The sequence below is a fragment of the Duganella sp. GW821-FHT07G03 genome (assembly GCF_059418605.1).
In genome coordinates, this window is record NZ_JBWKQE010000015.1 from 110,612 (window position 1) to 124,696 (window position 14,085).

The 14,085-nt window shown below is 65.3% G+C and carries 17 protein-coding genes and 2 riboswitches; of the genes, 7 read left to right on the forward strand and 10 right to left on the reverse strand.

The window, feature by feature from the left end; genetic code table 11:
- Positions 1 to 27 precede the first annotated feature (27 nt).
- The 3 genes from AC07OK_RS19330 to AC07OK_RS19340 are packed head-to-tail and all read left to right on the forward strand — an operon-like array spanning position 28 to position 2,722.
- Positions 28 to 420: a GntR family transcriptional regulator gene (locus AC07OK_RS19330; RefSeq protein ID WP_494691814.1), complete on the forward strand. Its 393-nt coding sequence runs from the start codon at positions 28 to 30 to the stop codon at positions 418 to 420.
- A complete protein-coding gene (locus tag AC07OK_RS19335) occupies positions 417 to 1,292 on the forward strand; it encodes an ABC transporter ATP-binding protein (RefSeq protein WP_494691815.1) in 876 nt (291 codons plus the stop codon). The genes AC07OK_RS19330 and AC07OK_RS19335 overlap by 4 nt, the downstream gene beginning before the upstream one ends.
- Entirely contained in the window at positions 1,289 to 2,722 is a 1,434-nt protein-coding gene (locus AC07OK_RS19340; RefSeq protein ID WP_494691816.1) for a hypothetical protein, read from the forward strand. The genes AC07OK_RS19335 and AC07OK_RS19340 overlap by 4 nt, the downstream gene beginning before the upstream one ends.
- 10 nt (positions 2,723 to 2,732) lie before the next feature.
- Here AC07OK_RS19340 and AC07OK_RS19345 read toward each other — a convergent pair whose 3' ends face one another.
- The 3 genes from AC07OK_RS19345 to AC07OK_RS19355 all read right to left on the reverse strand — a co-directional run bounded on the left by AC07OK_RS19345 (position 2,733) and on the right by AC07OK_RS19355 (position 4,310).
- On the reverse strand, positions 2,733 to 3,437 hold the full coding sequence (locus AC07OK_RS19345; RefSeq protein ID WP_494691817.1) for a PA4824 family protein: 705 nt from the start codon (positions 3,435 to 3,437) through the stop codon (positions 2,733 to 2,735).
- A gap of 66 nt (positions 3,438 to 3,503) precedes the next feature.
- Positions 3,504 to 3,914 (reverse strand): cupin domain-containing protein, encoded by a 411-nt coding sequence (locus tag AC07OK_RS19350; protein WP_494691818.1) that lies wholly within the window; start codon positions 3,912 to 3,914, stop codon positions 3,504 to 3,506.
- Between the two features lie 66 nt (positions 3,915 to 3,980).
- Positions 3,981 to 4,310 (reverse strand): hypothetical protein, encoded by a 330-nt coding sequence (locus AC07OK_RS19355; RefSeq protein ID WP_494691819.1) that lies wholly within the window; start codon positions 4,308 to 4,310, stop codon positions 3,981 to 3,983.
- Between the two features lie 88 nt (positions 4,311 to 4,398).
- On the opposite strand from AC07OK_RS19355, the gene AC07OK_RS19360 reads away from it, so the two are divergent.
- From AC07OK_RS19360 to AC07OK_RS19370, 3 genes are read left to right on the forward strand one after another with little or no spacing between them, the layout of a single operon-like run.
- On the forward strand, positions 4,399 to 4,836 hold the full coding sequence (locus AC07OK_RS19360; protein ID WP_494691820.1) for a cache domain-containing protein: 438 nt from the start codon (positions 4,399 to 4,401) through the stop codon (positions 4,834 to 4,836).
- A gap of 9 nt (positions 4,837 to 4,845) precedes the next feature.
- Positions 4,846 to 6,474 (forward strand): methyl-accepting chemotaxis protein, encoded by a 1,629-nt coding sequence (locus AC07OK_RS19365; protein ID WP_494691821.1) that lies wholly within the window; start codon positions 4,846 to 4,848, stop codon positions 6,472 to 6,474.
- On the forward strand, positions 6,471 to 6,956 hold the full coding sequence (locus AC07OK_RS19370) for a hypothetical protein (RefSeq protein WP_494691822.1): 486 nt from the start codon (positions 6,471 to 6,473) through the stop codon (positions 6,954 to 6,956). Before AC07OK_RS19365 ends, AC07OK_RS19370 begins: the two co-directional genes overlap by 4 nt.
- 29 nt (positions 6,957 to 6,985) lie before the next feature.
- On the opposite strand, the gene AC07OK_RS19375 is transcribed toward AC07OK_RS19370, so the two are convergent.
- The 6 genes from AC07OK_RS19375 to gcvT form a co-directional block, all read right to left on the reverse strand.
- On the reverse strand, positions 6,986 to 7,387 hold the full coding sequence (locus tag AC07OK_RS19375; RefSeq protein ID WP_494691823.1) for a hypothetical protein: 402 nt from the start codon (positions 7,385 to 7,387) through the stop codon (positions 6,986 to 6,988).
- A 59-nt stretch (positions 7,388 to 7,446) separates the two neighbouring features.
- Complete coding sequence (locus tag AC07OK_RS19380; RefSeq protein WP_494691824.1) at positions 7,447 to 7,704, reverse strand: hypothetical protein; 258 nt, start codon at positions 7,702 to 7,704, stop codon at positions 7,447 to 7,449.
- Positions 7,705 to 7,715: 11 nt separating this feature from the next.
- A complete protein-coding gene (locus AC07OK_RS19385; RefSeq protein ID WP_494691861.1) occupies positions 7,716 to 8,000 on the reverse strand; it encodes an ArsR/SmtB family transcription factor in 285 nt (94 codons plus the stop codon).
- A gap of 189 nt (positions 8,001 to 8,189) precedes the next feature.
- A complete protein-coding gene (gcvP, locus tag AC07OK_RS19390; RefSeq protein ID WP_494691825.1) occupies positions 8,190 to 11,084 on the reverse strand; it encodes an aminomethyl-transferring glycine dehydrogenase in 2,895 nt (964 codons plus the stop codon).
- 71 nt (positions 11,085 to 11,155) lie between these two features.
- Positions 11,156 to 11,536, reverse strand: a complete 381-nt coding sequence (gcvH, locus tag AC07OK_RS19395; protein WP_494691826.1) for a glycine cleavage system protein GcvH — start codon at positions 11,534 to 11,536, stop codon at positions 11,156 to 11,158.
- 36 nt (positions 11,537 to 11,572) lie between these two features.
- On the reverse strand, positions 11,573 to 12,706 hold the full coding sequence (gcvT, locus tag AC07OK_RS19400) for a glycine cleavage system aminomethyltransferase GcvT (protein WP_494691827.1): 1,134 nt from the start codon (positions 12,704 to 12,706) through the stop codon (positions 11,573 to 11,575).
- Between the two features lie 78 nt (positions 12,707 to 12,784).
- Positions 12,785 to 12,902: riboswitch (glycine riboswitch) on the reverse strand.
- Between the two features lie 41 nt (positions 12,903 to 12,943).
- Positions 12,944 to 13,030: riboswitch (glycine riboswitch) on the reverse strand.
- Positions 13,031 to 13,172: 142 nt separating this feature from the next.
- Here gcvT and AC07OK_RS19405 point away from each other — a divergent pair.
- Positions 13,173 to 13,733: an ATP-dependent Clp protease proteolytic subunit gene (locus AC07OK_RS19405; protein WP_494691828.1), complete on the forward strand. Its 561-nt coding sequence runs from the start codon at positions 13,173 to 13,175 to the stop codon at positions 13,731 to 13,733.
- A 49-nt stretch (positions 13,734 to 13,782) separates the two neighbouring features.
- Here the strand turns inward: AC07OK_RS19405 and AC07OK_RS19410 are convergent, their stop codons facing one another.
- A complete protein-coding gene (locus AC07OK_RS19410) occupies positions 13,783 to 13,986 on the reverse strand; it encodes a hypothetical protein (RefSeq protein WP_494691829.1) in 204 nt (67 codons plus the stop codon).
- Between the last annotated feature and the right edge of the window lie 99 nt (positions 13,987 to 14,085).

The window sequence follows — 14,085 nt, forward strand, 5'->3', positions numbered from 1 at the left end:
AGTCAACTAATACACCGATACAAAGCGATGACCTCCCACTCCGCCTCCCTGTACTCGATTGCGACCGGCTCGTCCGAGCCGATCTATCGCCAGCTGATCGAGCAGACCCGCCGCCTGCTGGCCGCCCGCGTGCTGGCGCCGGGCGACGTGCTGCCGTCGGTGCGCGAGGTGGCGCTGGCGCTGGCGGTCAATCCGATGACCGTGTCCAAGGCCTACAACATGATGGAGACCGAAGGCCTGCTGTCGCGCAGCCGCGGCATCGGCATGCTGGTGGCCGAGCGCGGGGCGCACAGCGCCCGTGAACGCGAGGCCCTGTTGCGGCCCACGCTGGAACGGGCCGCCGAGGAGGCGCGCCAGCTGGAGCTTGATCCCGATGCCGTACTTGCCCTGTTCAATAAAATCCTCAAGGAAGAACCATGAATCCATCGATCGTCAATGTCGCCAACCTGCATAAATCCTTCGGCGGCCAGCAGGTGTTGCAGGGGGTGACTTGGGACATCGCGCCCGGCAAGGTGATCGGCCTGCTGGGCCGCAACGGCGCCGGCAAATCGACCCTGCTCGAATGCCTGCTCGGCCTGCGCGAAGCCGATGCCGGCGCCAGCACGCTGTTCGGCCAGCCCGCCACGCAGCTGGGCGACCAGGCGCGCGCCTGGATCGGCTACGTGCCGCAGAAGTCGGAACTGTTCGAGTGGCTGACGCCGGTGCAGATGCTGGACTACTTCAAGGCCCTGTACCCGCACTGGAACGCCGACAAAGTGGCCGGCCTGCTGGAGCGCTGGGGCTTCGCCGGCGCGGCGCGCCACCAGCAGATCGGCCGCCTGTCCGGCGGCGAGAAGCAGCGCCTGTCCATCATCCGCGCGCTGGCGCACGACCCCAGGCTGCTGGTGCTGGACGAGCCGGTGGCCAGCCTCGATCCGGTCGGCCGCCGCGATTTCCTGCACGAGCTGGTGGACGGCGTGATCGAATGCGATACGACGGTGGTCTTCTCCACCCACATCCTGTCGGACCTGGAACGGGTGGCGCTGGACGTGGCCTTTCTCCAGGGCGGCAAGATCACGCTGCAGGCGCCGCTCGACGAGCTGCTGGAAAGCGCGCACCGCATCACCGGCTCGGCGGCGGCGCTGGCGCGCCTGCAGTTCCGCGACGAGATCCGCCGCCAGCAGGACCGCAGCGGCGGCGTCAGCATCCTGGCGCGCCTGAGCGGGCAGGAGGCGGCCGAGCTGCGGGCCGGCCCGGACCTGCGGGTGGAGACCCTGAGCCTGGAAGACTTGTTCGTCGAGGTGACCAAATGAACGGCGCCTATGCACAACTGCTGCTGCAGGTGGTGCGCGACCGCTGCGCCAACCGCATGATGGTGCGCATCAGCGCCTTGCTGGGACTGGGCGCTTTGGTGGTGGCGCTGCTGGTATTGAGCCTGCGTTCGCACATGGAGCTGGCGTGGCAGGCGCCGCTCGGCATGGCGGCGATGCTGATCGTGATGTGGAGTGGCGAGTACCTGAAAAGCGCCGTGCGGCAAAATCACCCGACCAACGCCTGCCTGGTGCCACAGCTGCGGCGGCGGCTGATCGTGCTGACCGTGGCGCTGTTCGCGGCATGCGCGCTGGCGGTGGCGGCGATGGCGGCGGCGGTGTTCGGGCATTTTGGCTATGCGCTGGTCGGCGCCGGGGCCTTTTTCTGCTACATGCTGTACGCGCAGCGCTACACGGTGCTGGCGTTCCTGCCCGCAGTGATCATCTTCGGCTCGTTGTCGCTGAAGGCCAGGTTGGCGGCGCTGTGGCCAAGCCTGGCCGTGTTGGGCGAGCCGGCGCTGGCGGGCATGGGCCTGATCGCCGTGGCCGCGCTGGGCGCGGCCGGCATACAGCTGCTGTTTCCACGCGGCGGCGACCGGCACTGGGCCTGGCATGCGCGCCACGCGGCGCTGTTACGGCGCTTCCAGGGCGACCTGCTGAAACGGGAGGATGCCGGCGCCCGCAACCGTTTCAGCATGTTGCTGCGCTTCGGTTACAGCGCCACGCTGCGCCGCGACAGCCAGCGCGGCACCGCGCCGGCGCGCATGCTGATGCACACACTGGGCCCGACCGCGTATGAGGGCGGCTATCTGGTTTATCTGTTGCTGGTGACGGCGGTGGCCGCGGGCGTGGTGCTGTACGCCGGCGGCGATACGCCCGCCGTGCGGGATATGATGCGCACCTTCGTCATGCAGATTTGCCTGCTGGTGGCGGTGGTGTTGTACGCGGCCGACCTGCTCAAGAGCGCCAGCCGTCACGGCGCGGAGCAGGCGCTGTTCTTCCTGGCGCCGGGCGCGCCCGGCGCGGCACAGGTCAACCGCATGCTGGGCGCCGCCTTGCTGGCGCGTTTCCTGCGCGTGTGGCTGCTGGCCTGCAGCGTCGCCTTCCTGGTCGACATGCTGTTGCTTGGCGCGCCGAGGATCTACGGCTCCACCTTCTTGTTGGCGGCGCTGCTGCTGCCGTTTTCCTGCGTCCTGCTGCGTGACTACGCGGCCACGCCGGCGTCGCACACCCAGATGACGACGCTGGCCTGGACGTTTGTATCGATGCTGGCCTATCTGGTCGCGCTGGCGGTGGAGAACGACTTTCCGCAGTTGCCGCTGTTCTGGATCGGCGGCGCCGTCTTGCTGGTGACCTTGCTGGTGTTGCGCTGGCGTTGGCTACGCCTGATGGCGCTGCCGGCGGTGTTGCCGGCCGGCCGGCTGCTGGCCTGACGCCAGCCGGCTAACGGGACTGGAGCACCAGTCCCAGCGTGACCATCGCTTCGCCGCCGCCGCGCGTCAGGCGCCGGCCCCAGGTGGCGTCGATCTGCCAGCGGTCCGGGATCAGCGCGCGGGCGATGCCGAACTGGAAGCGCGAGCCGCTGTGCTGGCGGCCGTAGACTTCGGCCGTCAGGCTGTGGCGTTCGTCCAGCCGGAACTGGGCGCCGCTACCCCAGGTGGCATGGTGCTGGCGGCCGGTCTCCGCATGCATGATGCCGGCGTTCACATGCAGTAGCACGGCGTCGTCGCGCAGCGATAGGCTGAGCGGCACGTTAAGCGACAAGTCGCCATCGCCGCTGCGGCCGGCGCGGAACTGGTCGGCCAGCACCAGGCCCAGGCCCCAGCCGTTGGTCTCGAGTGGCTTGAACACGGTCTTGGCCTGCAGCCGGAAGTGATGCGTGGTCTGGCTGCGCGGGCCGGAGCTATCGTCGGCCCAGGCGCCGCCGACCGCCAGTTCCCAGGCGCCGCCGACGTTGCAGGCTGGCGTGGCCCAGTATTCGGCCAGGTGCTCGGCGCGCAGAACGTAAGTCTCCAGCTGGCATGTTCCGGGGGCGGCGATGGCGGCGTCGTCGACCGTCATCGGACGGCCGGCGTGGGCGGCGGGGCAAGCCAGCAGGCTGGCGAGCACGCAAGCGGCGGCACAGGCCTGGAGTGGCGCAAAGGTCATCGGAACTCAGTTTCAACGAAGGCGTAGATTGCCACTCTAACGCCCGCAGATGAAATCGTGATGACACTATTTGGCCGGCGTGGCCAGCGGCTTGCCTTTCTCGACCACGTACACGCCGACCAGCTTGAGCGGACCGTTGCCGACGTTGATGGCGTCGTGGATGGTGCCGGCCGGGATCACGAAGGCTTCGCCGGCCTTGACCCGGCGCGGGTCTTCGCCGTCGATGCGCAACTCACCTTCGCCTTCCAGCACGTAGCTGATCTCGTCGCCGGGATGCGAGTGGCGGCCGGCGGTGGCGCCGGCGTCCAGTTCGACCCGGGCGACGACCGCCTCGCGGCCGGGCACCGAGACGTCGGCTTTCTTGACCACGGTGCGGTGGATGGCGGAGGCTTGAGCTTGGGCGGCGCCGCTGCCCACGGCAAGCAGCAGGGCGGCGATGGCGGGCAGGGCGTGGCGGGCGAACGAGACAGGGGGCATGGCGCATCCTTTCAGGTCAGTGGCGGCGCGGGAGGGCGCCGGCCGATTGTACCCCCTTGCGCGCCGCTAGCGGTGGCGTCCCAGCCACAGCGCGTCGAGCACCGAGCCGATCCAGCAGACGATGCAGACCAGCGCCGCCAGGTTGGTGGCCGGGTTGTCGATGCCGGAGCTGTGCACGCGCTCGACGATCAGCAGCGGGTCCAGCGGCAGCGTGCCGCTGTTGATGTCGTCGACCAGGGTAGCGGCCAAGGCCAGCGTGGTGCGCAGCAGGTAGCCGGCCGCCAGCAGCGCCGGCACGATGAACAGCAGGCCGCGCATGCCGCGGCGCAGGAACAGGTGGCCCAGTCCGGGAAACACCAACGCCGAGATGAGCGCTGCCTTGATCGATGCTTTCATGAACGTCCTGTGGTTGGCCTTGACTAAGCGCAAGATTGCGCCGTTGCATGCGGCGTAGATTACAACATCTTACCTGCCGGAGTGAATCATGCGCGCTTTATTCGGTATTGCCATGTTGTTGAGTTCTGTGTGCGTGCACGCCGCCCCCAATGAGAAAGATGCGGTCGCGCTGGCCGAGAAGGGTGCGCAGTTCATGCGCGCGCACGGCAAGGCCGAGATGATCGTCCGCATCAACCACAAGGACCCGGAATTCAACCAGGGTACCCTGTACCTGGCCATGCGCGACCTGGAGGGCATCACCGTCGCCCATCCGACCACGGCGCTGATCGGCAAGAACCTGCTGGACGTGCCGGACGCCGACGGCAAGCCGTTCCGCCAGGAGATGCTGGCGCTGGCCAGGGGCAAGGGCTCCGGCTGGGTCGACTACAAGTTCCGCAATCCGCAGACGGGCAAGGTGGAGGCCAAGAGCACCTATGTGCTGCGGGTCGGTGACGTCTCGCTGGAAGCCGGCATCTACAAGCACTAAGCCGTGGACATGCTCAGCAAACTGCGGATAGGGCCCAAGCTGCTGCTGGCGCCTGGGGTGGTGCTGATCCTGCTGATCGCGCTGTCGGCCGGCGCCTTCGTCGGCTTGGTGCGGCAAAACCACCGGCTGGACGACCTGGTGCAGCAACGTGCCGTGCGGCTCAAGGCGGCCGCCGACCTGGTGGCGGGCGCCAACCGCGCGCATACCGAGATCTACCAGCTGCTCACCTGGATCAACGCCAGCTTCTCGCCGGCGCGCATCGATGCGCTGGTGCGCGACATCCACGCCCGCCACGCCGCGCTGGACCGCCAGTTCGCGCAGCTGGAGATGGCGACCCAGGGCGATCCGGCCGAGCGCCGCTTCGTCGCCCAATCGCAGGCGGCGCATACGCTGTATGTGAAGGCGATCGGCGACGTCATCGAGTTGAGCATGGCCGATCAATCGATGGCGACCAACGCCATGTCCAAGGCCGAGCGGGCGTTCGACGTGGTGGCGCGGCGGCTGGAGGAGTTGTCGCGGCTGGAGCAGGCGCTCAGCGCGCGCGCCTACAACGACGCCGAGGCCGAATTCAGGACGCTGTCGACCGTGATGCCGGCGGTGGTGGTGCTGTCGATCACGCTGTCGCTGCTGGTGACGATGGCAGTGCGGCGGGCGATGTTGAAGGAAGTGAGCGAAATCGGCGCGGCCGCCATCGACCTGGCCGAGGGCAATCTGACGGTGAAGAACCGGGTCTACGGCAAGGACGAAATCGCCGAGACCTCGCGCGCGCTGGACACCAGCATCCGCAACTTGAACACCACGCTCAAGACCATCCTGGCGTCGGCGCAGTCGATCGACACAGCCTCGCGCGAGATCGCGCAGGGCAATGTCGACCTGACCCAGCGCACCGAGGCGCAGGCCAGCACGCTGGAGGAAGCCAGCAGCTCGATGCAGGAGCTGAGCGCCACCGTGACCCAGACCGCCAACAACGCGCAACTGGCCAATCAGCTGGCGCGCTGCGCCACCAACTTCGCGGTGCGCGGCGGCAGCGTGGTGCAGCGGCTGGTGGTGACGATGGCGGCGATCCGCGGCAGCTCGCGCAAGGTGGTGGAGATCGTCGGCGTGATCGACGGCATCGCCTTCCAGACCAATCTGCTGGCCTTGAACGCGGCGGTGGAGGCGGCGCGCGCGGGTGAGCATGGCGAGGGTTTCGCGCAGGTGGCGGGCGAGGTGCGCACGCTGGCGCAGCGTTCGGCCACGGCGGCGCAGGAGATCAAGGCCTTGATCGCCGAGTCGGTGGCGGAGATCGAGGGCGGCAGCCGCTCGGTGGAGGAAGCCGGCAGCAGCATGGCGGAGATCGTGGCGTCGGTGCAGCAGGTGGGGGATATCATCGACCAGGTCAGCACCGCCAGCGCGGTGCAGGCGCAGGGCTTGCAGGGCATGCATCAGGCCATCGTCGAGATGGACCAGGTGACGCAGCAGAAGCTGGCGCTGGTGGAGCAAGCCGCCAGCGCGGCATCGAGCTTGCAGCGGCAGGCGGTCAATCTATCGGAGGCGGTGGCGATGTTCAAACTGGACGAGGGCATGGAGCCGCCCCCCAAACTGCCCGACGGCTCGCCCCGCGTGGTGCGCCTGCGCCTGGCGTCGGTGCGCAATTGAGTCGCCGCTGGACGTTCATCACGCTGCTCGTGATGGTCACTTTGCTAGTGAGCTACTGGCTCGGCGAACACAATACCGAATTGGTTTCCATCAATGGCTTGCTTGCGGGACTGCCTGCGGCGGTTATTCTGCCGTTCATGCTGTGGGGCTGGCGGAAATGGAGTGCTTTGCTCGCGCCGTTCGCGATTTTGTTCGTTTCTATCGGGGTATGGATCGGTGGCGCCGTCGAGGGAATATATGCTCAAAACGAATGCTACGAACGTGGGGAGGAGGCGCGGGTGGCGTTGGCAAGATATCGTGCTTCGCTCGGACGTTATCCTGCCAGCTTATCGGAACTCGATGAGCGCTTGCCTTGCCAGCTCATTCTCCCACCGAGTGTCTTGCACTACGAGCGCACGCCGACCGGCTACCACATGTGGTTTGGCGATAAGCTGGTGAGCCACGATGCGACGGAAGCCCAAATGTTTATTGCGCACAAATAGGACGCCGCAGGATGGGGCGCGCGGAAGGCTTAGGCTCCTTGACGGATGCCGGGCTGCGTGCTGGACCAGCGGTCGCCGGACTGTCGCAGGTATTTCTTGATGACGTAACCCCATGGCATGGCGATCGGGATGATCACCACCACCGTGCATTGCATCAGGACTTCCATCGTGCCTTCATCCATCGTGCCCGAGCGCCATGCGGGCAGGGCGACCACCAGCATCCAGATGGTTTTCCACGTCAGCTCCCACAGCAGCACCGGCAGCATCTGCAGGGGATAGCGCACGCCCAGCGCGCACAGCGCCCCGAACGCCGCCAGCATGCAGTTGACCACGCCCGGCCACAAACTCCACGGCTTGTCGTGATGGATCACGCCTGGCCACACCAGCATGCCCAGTCCCACGGCGATAATCAGATATACAGCTCTCAGCATATACAGACGTACTAGTGAAACTTCGTTCATTGGAGGCTCCAGGTGGTGTTGGCAGGGGATTACTCGACTTCTTTCAGGATCTTCTCGATTGCCGTAACGCGCGATTTCAACTCGGACAAGGTGGCATCCATGGACGCCAGCGAGGCAGCGGCCTCGGTGTGCGCCGCGACGGCCTTTTCGGCGATCACACGATACGCTTCTTCATGGGAAAAGCGCAGCCTGGCCTGCTGGATGGCCGAAAAGTGGCGCATCGCCGCAACCACCACGATCGCCAGCAGCGGCAGGCCGATCGTCAACAGATATACATTTTCGTCCATAATTGTCTCGATTATTCAGGGTTGGTGGACAGCGACTTGGCCGCTTCGGCGATCGCCGCCGGAGTCAGTTGGAAGTCGAAGTTGGTTACGTCAAAATAGTTCAGCGCCTTGCCGTCCGCCGACAGTTCCATCACGCTGGCGACCAGGCCGGCATCCTCCAGCTTCTGCAAATGCAGATGCAGTAAGGGGCGGCTGATACCCAGCTCGCGCGCCAGCTGGCTCACATAATTGCGTCCGCTGGACTTCAGCATGGCAATGATGCGCAGGCGGTGCGGGTTGGACAGCGCCGCGAGCATGCTCAGCAATTGATCTCCGTTAGGAGGCGTTTTCGATTTCATGTGTAAAGAATATCTGACATGTGAAATGGAGTCAATCACATGCGATAAAAACTTATCGGGCATAAAAAAACGCAGGCCGAACCGTTGGGTTCGCCTGCGTTTCGCAGATGGCGCGGCGAACCGCGTGTCTCGTCAATGACCCGTCAATTACTCGTAGTCGCTCATCGGCGCGCAGCCGCAGAACAGGTTACGGTCGCCGTAGACGTTGTCGGCGCGGCCGACCGGCGGCCAGTACTTCTGCTTGCGCAGCGACGGCACAGGGTAGGCCGCCACTTCGCGGCTGTACTTGCGCTCCCACTGGTCGGCGGTCAGCACCTCGGCGGTGTGCGGCGCGAACTTGAGCGGGTTGTCCAGCTTGTCGAACTCGCCGCTTTCAACCTTGGCGATCTCGCCGCGGATGGCGATCATCGCATCGATGAAGCGGTCCATCTCGACCTTCGATTCGCTCTCGGTCGGCTCGATCATCAGCGTGCCCGGTACCGGGAAGCTCATGGTCGGCGCGTGGAAGCCGAAGTCCATCAGGCGCTTGGCCACGTCTTCGTTGCTGATGCCGGTGGCATCCTGCAGCGGACGCAGGTCGATGATGCACTCGTGCGCCACCAGGCCGTCGTGGCCCGAGTACAGCACAGGGAAGTGCGGCGACAAACGGCGCGCGATGTAGTTGGCGTTCAGGATCGCGGTTTCGGTCGCGGCGGTCAGGCCTTCCGCGCCCATCATCGCGATGTACATCCACGAAATCGGCAGGATGCTGGCCGAACCGTATGGCGCGGCGCTGACCGCACCGATGCCGGCGTTGTCGCGGATGTAGCCGTTCGAACGCTGGTTAGGCAGGAACTTCGCCAGGTGCGCGCCGACGCCGATAGGACCGACGCCAGGACCGCCACCACCGTGAGGAATGCAGAAGGTCTTGTGCAGGTTCAGGTGCGAGACGTCGCCGCCGAACGAACCCGGAGCCGCTACGCCAACCAGCGCGTTCATGTTGGCGCCGTCGATGTAGACCTGGCCGCCGTGGCCATGGACGATTTCGCACAGTTCCTGGATGCCTTCTTCGAACACGCCGTGGGTCGATGGGTAGGTCACCATCACGCAGGCCAGGTTCTTCGAGTGCTGTTCGGCTTTCGCTTTCAGATCGGCCAGGTCGACGTTGCCGCTGGCGTCGCAGGCGGTGACCACCACCTGCATGCCGACCATGTTGGCCGATGCCGGGTTGGTGCCGTGCGCCGACGATGGAATCAGGCAGATGTTGCGATGGCCTTCGCCACGCGACTGGTGGTAAGCCTGGATCACCAGCAGGCCGGCGTACTCGCCCTGCGAACCGGCGTTAGGCTGCAGCGAGACGGCGGCGTAGCCGGTCAGCGCGCACAACATCTCTTCCAGCTGCGAGATCATTTCGCGGTAGCCGACGGTTTGCGCGTCCGGTGCGAACGGGTGGATGTTGGAGAACTCCGGCCAGGTGACCGGGATCATCTCGGACGTCGCGTTCAGCTTCATGGTGCACGAACCCAGTGGGATCATGGTGCGGTCCAGCGCCAGGTCCTTGTCCGCCAGGCTGCGCAGGTAGCGCAGCATTTCGGTTTCGGAGTGGTAGCGGTTGAACACCGGGTGGCTCAGGTAGGCGCTGGTGCGCGACAGCGATGCCGGGAAGGCTTCTGCAACGGCAGCTTCCACGCCATCGAAGTCCGGGCCATGGGCAGGGCCGCCGACCGGATGCGCGAACACGGTCCACAACAGCGCGATGTCTTCGCGGCTGGTGGTCTCGTCCAGCGATACGCCGACGTGGGTGGCGTCGATCACGCGCAGGTTGACGCCGTGCGAGTGGGCCGATGCATGCAGCTGTTCGGCGCTCTTGACGGCCACGGTCAGCGTGTCGAAGAAGCTGTCGTTGATGACGGTGTAGCCCAGCGTCTTCAGGTTGGCGGCCAGCACGCCGGTGTAGCGGTGCACGCGCTGGGCGATCTGCAGCAGGCCTTTCGGGCCGTGGTAGACGGCGTACATCGACGCCATCACGGCCAGCAGCACCTGCGCGGTGCAGATGTTCGACGTGGCTTTTTCGCGGCGGATGTGCTGCTCGCGGGTTTGCAGCGCCAGGCGGTAGGCCTTGTTGCCTTGGGCGTCGATGGTGACGCCGACCAGGCGGCCGGACATGCTGCGCTTGAATTCATCGCGGGTCGACAGGTAGCCTGCGTGCGGGCCGCCGAAGCCCAGCGGTACGCCGAAGCGCTGGCTGTTACCAACCACCACGTCCGCGCCCCATTCGCCCGGAGGCGTCAACATGGTCAGCGCCAGCAGGTCGGCGGCGACGACCACCATCGCGCCCTTGGCCTTGATGGCTTCAACGCCGGCCTTGTAATCGCGCACCACGCCGTTCACGCCCGGGTATTGCAGCAGCACGCCGAAGCACTCGCCCACTGCCGACAGTTCGGCCGGGTGGAAGGTCTTCACTTCGATGCCCAGCGGCTTGGCGCGGGTCTCGATCACTTCGCGGGTTTGCGGCAGCACGTCGTCGGCCACGTAGAACACCGTCGATTTCGATTTGCCCACGCGCTGGATCAGCGTCATCGCTTCAGCGGCGGCCGTGCCTTCGTCCAGCATCGAGGCGTTGGCGATGCCCATGCCGGTCAGGTCGGTGATGGTCTGCTGGAAGTTCAGGATCGCTTCCAGGCGGCCTTGCGAAATCTCCGGCTGGTACGGGGTGTAGGCGGTGTACCAGGCCGGGTTTTCGAAGATGTTACGCAGCACCACGCCAGGCGTGACGGTGTTGTAGTAGCCCTGGCCGATCAGCGACTTGAGCACCTTGTTCTTCGAGGCGATTTTTTTCAGCTTGGACAGCGCTTCCTGTTCCGGCATCGGCTGCGAATACGCGCCCAGCGGCAGTGCGCCTTTGTTGCGGATGTTGGAGGGGACCAGGGCGTCGATCAGGGCTGCGCGCGAGGCGTAGCCGAGTACCGACAGCATGGCTTCCTGTTCGGCGGCGTCAGGGCCGATGTGGCGGGCGATGAACGCATCGCGGGCTTCGAGTTGGGTCAGGCTGGTGCGGGTCATGATATGGGCGAGGGCAGTATGAGGAATGGTGCGATGCGTCCTTCCCGCGTGCGCGGGAAGGACGGGGCGTATTACGCGTCGGTGGTCTTGCCGTAGGCGGCGGCGTCCAGCAGGCCGTTGATCGCGGCGGCGTCGGCCGGCTTGATCTTGAACAGCCAGGCGCTGTAGGCATCGGCGTTGATCGACTCAGGCGTGTTGACCACGTCGTCGTTGACGGCCACGACTTCGCCGGCGATCGGCGCGTAGATGTCGCTGGCCGCTTTGACCGATTCCACCACGGCGGCGTCGTCGCCGGCGCCGTAGGTCGTGCCGACTTTTGGCAGTTCAACGAAGACGATATCGCCCAGCGCATCCTGTGCGAACTCGGTGATGCCGACGGTGACGGTGCCGTCAGCTTCAGCGCGTACCCATTCGTGGGATTCGGTGTACTTCAGGTCGGCAGGAATGTTCATGTAAGGCTCCAGAAGGGTGATAGGGTGGTTCGAAAATTAAACAGCCAGGATTTTACCGTTGCGCACGAACGGCAGCTTGACCACCGACGCGGCCAGTTTCTTGTCGCGGATCTCGACGTGCACGGTGTCGCCGACGGCCACGCCGTTGGGCACGCGCGCCAGGGCGATCGCCTGTTGCATCGACGGGCTGAAGGTGCCGCTGGTGATCTCGCCGACCGCGTCGGTGCCGGCTACGACCACCTTCTGGTGGGCGCGCAGCACGCCGCCTTTTTCACGCAGGATCAGGCCGACGAACTGGGCGTTCTGGCCCATCGTTTGCAGCGCTGCCTTGCCGATGAAGTCGCGCTCGGCGACCAGGTCGATGGTCCAGGCCAGGCCGGCGTCCAGCGGGTTGACGGTTTCGTCCATGTCCTGGCCGTACAGGTTCATGCCGGCTTCCAGGCGCAGCGTGTCGCGCGCGCCCAGGCCGGCCGGCTTGACGCCCGCGGCGACCAGCGCGTTCCACAGGTGCTCGGCCTGCTCGGCGGCGACGCCGATTTCAAAGCCGTCTTCGCCGGTGTAGCCGGTGCGGGCGATCATCGCCTCGCCGAAGGTGGCGCTGTGGGCGAAGGCGACGTTGAACGGCTTCATGTCGGCCGTGCCTTCCTTCGATTCCGGGATGACTTGCCACACCTTGGCGCGGGCGTTCGGGCCTTGCACGGCGATCAAGGCCATAGGGGAGCCAGCTGCGGTGGCGCCATCGCGGCGCTGGGTGATGGTCAGGCCGGCCTTGGTGGCCGCGTTGTGCTGCTGCATCCAGGCCACGTCTTTTTCAGCGGTGCCGGCGTTGACCACCAGGCGGAACCAGCTCTCGTTGATGAAGTAGACGATCAGGTCGTCGATCACGAAGCCCTGTGGGTTCAGCATGCACGAGTACAGCGCCTTGCCCGATACCTGCAGTTTGTCGACGTTGTTGGCCAGCAGGCCGCGCAGGAAGCCGCGCACATTGTCGCCCTTGATGTCGACCACGCACATGTGGGCGACGTCGAACATGCCGACGTCGGTGCGCACCGCATTGTGTTCTTCGATCTGGGAGCCGTAGTTGACCGGCATGTCCCAGCCGCCGAAATCGACCATCTTGGCGCCGGCTGCGCGGTGGGCATTATTGAGTGGGGTGGCTTTGAGCGACATAATTCCTCGGTCCAATTCGAATAGGGGTTAACAGAACATACAAGGAAACGCTCAACACAAGCTGATTCCACAATGATCGCAGACCCCTCTGTCCTTGGTACCTGAGAGATTACGGGAGGAGCCTGGCTCCTGGTTCCCGTGCGCCCCTTCGGTGGGCCGCCAGCTTGCGCCGCGGCCGCTCTCCAGAGTTGGTCCAGTTGGCATCCCGTCGAATTTCTCCATCCGACAGCCGCGCTGGTCCCTTGATCGGTCCTTTTGCCTGAGAGTTTTTGGGTAGTGCCCCTTCGGCGGCAAAGCTGGTTTGCCCTCTCCCGATCAAGACTCGGGAATATATGTCAGAAGTACCTTGTTGTCAATCTGCAGCCTGTTTCAGGCGGGCGCGGGCGCCGCACGAATGAAATGCAATAATAAGACCCGAAAGACAACTATTTGCTAGAATAAATCACACTTATTCGAGAGCCCAGCCATGAGCCAAGATTCCACTACTTACGAGGGCCACGCGTGGTTCACCCTGTCCGGCGATGTCAACAGCGACATGGTGCGCCGCGTCTTTGACGCCGTCGCCGACATGACCGAAGACCGCATCAGCACCGCCCACATCCTGATCCAGTCCAACGGCGGCTACGTCAGCGACGGCATTTGCCTGTACAACTACCTGAGCAAGCTGCCGATCAAGATCATCACCTACAACGCCGGCGCGGTGGCCTCGATCGCGGTGATCCTGTTCCTGGCCGGCGGCGAGCGCTACGCCAGCGACACGGCGCGCTTCATGGTGCACAAGTCGCACGCCAGCGCGCCGCACGGCGCCCGGCCGGACGCGCTGCGCATCATCGTCGAAGGCTTGCAGGCCGACGACGCGCGCACCGAGCAGATCCTGCGCGACCACGTGGAATTCGCCGACGAGCACTGGCGCATCCACGAGTATTCCGACCTGCACCTGACGGCGGCCGAAGGCTTGAAAGTGGGGATGGTCAATGCGGTGAAGGACTTCGTGCCACCGCGCGGGCAGCGCGTGACGAATATTTGAGGCGGTTGCGGCGCCCGCAGACGGCGCCGCAAGGACCGCGCCGGCCTACTTAGCGGTCTTTATTGCCGGGCTGCTTGCCGTCGTTCTTGTGGCTTTGACGGCCGGCTTCCACGTGCTGCTCATGGGTGCCGCCCTGGGTGCCGCCGCTGCTGCTGCCGCGCGATCCGCCGGACGAACCCTGGCCGCCCGACTGCTTGCTGCTGCCCTGATCCGAGCCCTGCTTGCTACTGCCACCTTTTTGATTCGAGTTCATGTCGATTCCTTTGCGAAAATGAAAGAACGTGCTCGCCAGAACCGCGTCGGCGCTTGCATTCCGGCGCGTTTTTGGTATCGCAATGATGCGGGCGAGATC

Bases quoted from the DNA above. Each gene is read 5' to 3' on its own strand.
- AC07OK_RS19330 (WP_494691814.1), top strand. From the start codon at position 28: ATGACCTCCCACTCCGCCTCCCTGTACTCGATTGCGACCGGCTCGTCC.
- AC07OK_RS19335 (WP_494691815.1), top strand. From the start codon at position 417: ATGAATCCATCGATCGTCAATGTCGCCAACCTGCATAAATCCTTCGGC.
- AC07OK_RS19340 (WP_494691816.1), top strand. From the start codon at position 1,289: ATGAACGGCGCCTATGCACAACTGCTGCTGCAGGTGGTGCGCGACCGC.
- AC07OK_RS19345 (WP_494691817.1), bottom strand. From the start codon at position 3,437: ATGACCTTTGCGCCACTCCAGGCCTGTGCCGCCGCTTGCGTGCTCGCC.
- AC07OK_RS19350 (WP_494691818.1), bottom strand. From the start codon at position 3,914: ATGCCCCCTGTCTCGTTCGCCCGCCACGCCCTGCCCGCCATCGCCGCC.
- AC07OK_RS19355 (WP_494691819.1), bottom strand. From the start codon at position 4,310: ATGAAAGCATCGATCAAGGCAGCGCTCATCTCGGCGTTGGTGTTTCCC.
- AC07OK_RS19360 (WP_494691820.1), top strand. From the start codon at position 4,399: ATGCGCGCTTTATTCGGTATTGCCATGTTGTTGAGTTCTGTGTGCGTG.
- AC07OK_RS19365 (WP_494691821.1), top strand. From the start codon at position 4,846: ATGCTCAGCAAACTGCGGATAGGGCCCAAGCTGCTGCTGGCGCCTGGG.
- AC07OK_RS19375 (WP_494691823.1), bottom strand. From the start codon at position 7,387: ATGCTGAGAGCTGTATATCTGATTATCGCCGTGGGACTGGGCATGCTG.
- AC07OK_RS19380 (WP_494691824.1), bottom strand. From the start codon at position 7,704: ATGGACGAAAATGTATATCTGTTGACGATCGGCCTGCCGCTGCTGGCG.
- AC07OK_RS19385 (WP_494691861.1), bottom strand. From the start codon at position 8,000: ATGCTCGCGGCGCTGTCCAACCCGCACCGCCTGCGCATCATTGCCATG.
- gcvP (WP_494691825.1), bottom strand. From the start codon at position 11,084: ATGACCCGCACCAGCCTGACCCAACTCGAAGCCCGCGATGCGTTCATC.
- gcvH (WP_494691826.1), bottom strand. From the start codon at position 11,536: ATGAACATTCCTGCCGACCTGAAGTACACCGAATCCCACGAATGGGTA.
- gcvT (WP_494691827.1), bottom strand. From the start codon at position 12,706: ATGTCGCTCAAAGCCACCCCACTCAATAATGCCCACCGCGCAGCCGGC.
- AC07OK_RS19405 (WP_494691828.1), top strand. From the start codon at position 13,173: ATGAGCCAAGATTCCACTACTTACGAGGGCCACGCGTGGTTCACCCTG.
- AC07OK_RS19410 (WP_494691829.1), bottom strand. From the start codon at position 13,986: ATGAACTCGAATCAAAAAGGTGGCAGTAGCAAGCAGGGCTCGGATCAG.